The sequence below is a fragment of the Lysinibacillus sp. genome (assembly GCF_032093475.1).
Classification (GTDB): domain Bacteria; phylum Bacillota; class Bacilli; order Bacillales_A; family Planococcaceae; genus Lysinibacillus; species Lysinibacillus irui.
Window position 1 is genome coordinate 1 of sequence record NZ_DAMDAY010000198.1, and the last position, 4,369, is coordinate 4,369.

Here is a 4,369-nt window from a genome sequence, read left to right on the forward strand (position 1 = left end):
TTTTGCACTCCAAAGATACTCTGGAGTGCATTTTTTTATGGGAGAATGCGTTCGATTTGGAGATGAAAATGCCACAGTGAGGGACGATGCTCAATATATGAAGAAAATGTCACTCGAGAGTGAGTGAAAGTGATCAAAGAAGGTGCAACGCCGCTCAAAAGTGGACTGAAAGCGCTCAATCCCGGGTCATTTCCGCTCGAAAGTAGAGTAAAACCGCTCAATCCAGTGGAGAATCCGCTCCAAAGTGGAGTAAAAGCGCTCCATCCGAGAGTAAAACCGCTCCAAAGTGGACGGAAAGCGCTCAATCTAGTGGAGAATCCGCTCGAAAGTGGACGGAAAGCGCTCAATCCGGGGTCATTTCCGCTCGAAAGTAGAGTAAAGCCGCTCCAAAGTGGACTGAAACCGCTCAATCCATGGTCACTCCGCTCGCAAGTAGAGTAAAACAGCTCAACCCGTGGCCACCTCCGCTCCAAAGCGAACAACAGCCTCCTCAAATTAAAGAGGGGGCTGTTGTTTCTTATATGTCTACTATTTCATTGGCTAGTTTTTGGTGGCTAATCCAATAGCCTTGTAGAGCAAACACTATGAGTGTGGCACTTAATAGAGTGATGCTGGTGATGCCTATTGTTAAGAGGTCATAGGACATCGGGGAGCCGTCGTCGATAAAGGCTAGCATTCTTGTTAGAATTAAGCCTATAAATGAGCCAATAGTTAGACCATATAGCACGAATGATAGGACTTGTGTCAAGATGAGCTTCATTAATCCGTTGGGTGATAAGCCAATGAGTCGTTGAATCGCATAATCTCCACGTTTTGAATAAATGGTATGAAGCAGTGTTTGAATCACGCCGAGGCAGGTAGCGACAATTAAAATAATAAAGACGCCCACAAATAGGCTCCAGCGTTGCATGAACATTTCGTTGGATTGCTCAATCATCGTTGCTTTGTCCGTAAATTTCAAGGCAGGCCAGCGTTCTTCTAAAAAGGCGAGGTCCGCTATGGTTTGTTGCGGATGAGCAGTTTCAACCATGATGTCTTCGATGATTGTTTGATCTTGAGATGTAAGGAACGATGACCAATCAACGATTAAATCAGCATGGTGAATAGGTGCATCGACTATTCCGATGATCTGTAATTCACCTGTAGGCATATCCTGCTGTGCCTCAAAATTATAGGTTCCAACCGTGATATGATCGCCAAGCATTAGCTTGTGACGTTGGGCAAAGCTCTTTGTTACGAGGAGACCATCCTGCAAATTGCCCTCGATTTTGGGTAGCTTTTCTATTTGTACATATTTCTTTATATCAATCGTTGTATAGTTTTCTGGTAGCCACTCTTGACCGAGCTTCAGGGCAATGTATGCATTATTACTTTGTGCATAGGCATATTGCACGCTAGGCAATGCTTCCATTTCCTCTATAACTGCTGGTGTAAGAGAGGGATCGTTTAATTCGTTATGAATTTTGACTGCTGTTTCGTATTGTGATTCTGTGAAGGCAAGGTCATTGTGCTGCAAGGTTTTCATTAACGAACTGCCGAAAGTTAAAATGACCATTAAGCCTATAATACTGAGCACAATCGGCATATTTTTGCGCACTTGTGGCATGAGCTGCTGACAGGCTAAAAAGGCTTCCTTGCCAAGTACCTTCCGAATGGGCTTTAGGGCCATTTGGAGAACAGCGGTAAACAGGTAAGGGATTACTAAAAGGATTATCCCACAAACAAGTAGCGTACCCATTAAAATAAATAAAGCACCTTGATTGCTTCCTGTTCCAGTTAAATTGGCTTGTAGTAACAATAAACTAGCAATCACAGCTAAAACACTGACCATAATCGTTTTCCACTTTGTCCATTGAAGTCCCAAATCTTCGTTGTCTGTGGCGATTTGTAATGGCAGTAATCTGGAACTTTTAGCTACCTGCCATTGTGTCATGATCTGCAGGATGAAGAAGCTTACAACTGCAATTAATAGGACAAATACAATCGGAAGCTCTGTTCTTGCCTCCGGTAAATGTAAGACGTGAATTAATTGTGGTAGCCAGATTTTAATCACGAGTAAGCTCATCGTTGTCCCCAGCAAAACGCCAAAGCTAATAATCAGTGATAATTGGAGCTTAACAATACGCCTAACTTGTTTCACAGATGCCCCGAGCGCGCGCAAAATCATCAGCTGTTCCTTGATTTTATAGAATAATAGCTGGAATGTGGACAGCAACAAGACGCTTGAAATAAGTAAAATAAAGACGGATAGCACAACCATAAAAACCATTAGGCTCTGAAAATTTTGTTTAAACAGATCATCATCACTCATGATATCAACCCGCAATGTTGTATCAAGTTGCTTCAACTCTGTACCAATTGCCTTAGCAAGGTCATCTTTTGTTTTAATAAGGGCAAACATTCCAACAGTTTGCGGCTGACTATTGTTCATCCAAGTTTTTACAATAGTATTTGGCAGCAAAATAATATTTGGGCTATCAGTGCCCTTCATCGTTGGTAAAATTTCTTGGACCACAAAATTTTTCGATTGAATTTCAATGGAGTCCCCAACGCTCTTCTTGAAAATACGCGCAACATTTTCAGAAAGTACGGCATCGTTCAGACCAAGATTTACGGCAAACTGGTAGCGACTTTTGACTAAGTCGTCATTTTCAACGCCAACCGTATAAAAAGTGGTGTTCTTTTCTTGCTCCACCGTTGTCTGAGCTATCGATACGCTGGATATTTGCGTGACGCCTGGGAGTGCTGAAAAATCCTCGATTTGCTGTGTCGTTAACAGTTGTTGTTGATCGGGGTTATAGCCGACCATTAAATCCATATCTCCGTAGAGTGCTTGTATGTCTGCCTTCATTTGGCTGTTGGCATTCCAAATGTAAACGCTCATTGTCATCACAAGGCAAATCGAGATCGTAATAATACTAATACTCGTTAGAACATTCGCCCATGCAGCACGAAAAAGCTTCAGGGCAATGGTACGCATCGTAAACATTATCGATCACCCCTAGTAATTTGCTTGAATTTCGTTAAAATACAATCTAAATCCTCTTCACTTTGCTGATTTTGGTAGGAATCTACAATAGCTCCATCATGGAAGAACAGCACACGATTGGCATACGTAGCGACATATGGGTCATGCGTAACAAGTAAAATCGTTTGTTGGTTACTTTTTTGTAAATCAACGAGCAGCTCTAAGATTTCATCTGTTGTGTTTACATCCAACGCCCCTGTAGGTTCATCTGCCAATAAAATAGGAGGATTCGCGATAATTGCCCGAGCAATGGCAACACGCTGCTTTTGTCCACCCGAGAGCTCATGTGGTCGATGCTTTGCCCATGCGGCAATATGTAATTTCTCCATCATTTGCTGGACACGCTCCCTGATCTCTTTACTCGGAACATCATTTAAAATGAGCGGGAGTGCGATATTATCCTCCACTGATAAATCTTTTAATAGGTGAAACGATTGGAAGATAAAGCCGATGTTTTCTTTACGGAATTGAGAAGCTTTTGGCTCCTGGTAAATATCACGTGCTTCCTTACCAAATAAAAATAATGCCCCGTCTGTCGGTTCATCAAGGGCACTGATCATATTCAGTAGGGTACTTTTACCAGAGCCGCTAGTGCCCATAATCGCCACCATTTCTCCTTGATAAATCGTACAATGGATATTTTTTAAAGCATCGACAGTATGATGCTTTTGCTGATAAATTTTAGACATCCCTTCCACACGTAAGACCTCTGTTAAACGGCCTTCTGGGATGGGGATCGCATTAATGACTTCCTTCAACGGATTGAACCCATTCATCAAGATATGCCCCCTTTAATTGTTGTCGTATTGCCTGTAAACCACGGCGAATATGTGTTTTCACAGTGCCTTCAGGACATTGCAATATCGCCGCAATATCCTTGACCGAGTAGTCTTGATAAAATCGTAGTAATAACACTGTTTTATACTTTTCTTCAAGCTGGCAAAGGGCCTGCCATAAATCCAGCTCTTCCTCGATATATGTAGGGGAGGTACTGTTCAAATCCTCTAATGTATGTGGTTCGACAAGCTCCATTGTTTTTTTCTTAGCAATATAGGTTTTACAGCAATTAATCATAATGCGAGTTAGCCAAGTGGCAAAATAGTGAGGCTCCTTTAATAGCGGTAAACCTTCATAGGCTCGGATAATCGTCTGCTGAAAAACTTCTACGGCGTCGTTTTCATTTTGTACGTAGACATAGGCCATACGATAAAGCTTGTGCTGCTCTCGCTCAATCAGCTGATAAAATGCTTGTTCATCGCCATTTTGCGCTAGGACTACAAGGGAATGTTGCGTTGTTGTAATGAAAATCGCCTCCTTTTCGACTATTAGACTCAGCAAGTC

At 42.2% G+C, this 4,369-nt stretch carries 3 protein-coding genes; all 3 read right to left on the bottom strand.

Annotation, left to right across the window (positions count from 1 at the left end):
• Positions 1-517: 517 nt before the first annotated feature.
• The gene (locus tag RT445_RS23130; RefSeq protein WP_312506221.1) at positions 518-2,989 is read right to left on the bottom strand and encodes an ABC transporter permease; all 2,472 of its coding nucleotides are present in this window, start codon (positions 2,987-2,989) and stop codon (positions 518-520) included.
• Entirely contained in the window at positions 2,989-3,717 is a 729-nt protein-coding gene (locus tag RT445_RS23135; protein WP_396631741.1) for an ABC transporter ATP-binding protein, read from the bottom strand. Before RT445_RS23135 ends, RT445_RS23130 begins: the two co-directional genes overlap by 1 nt.
• A gap of 52 nt (positions 3,718-3,769) precedes the next feature.
• Positions 3,770-4,369 (bottom strand): sigma-70 family RNA polymerase sigma factor (locus tag RT445_RS23140; protein WP_313471688.1); only part of this gene is annotated, 600 nt, incomplete at its 5' end.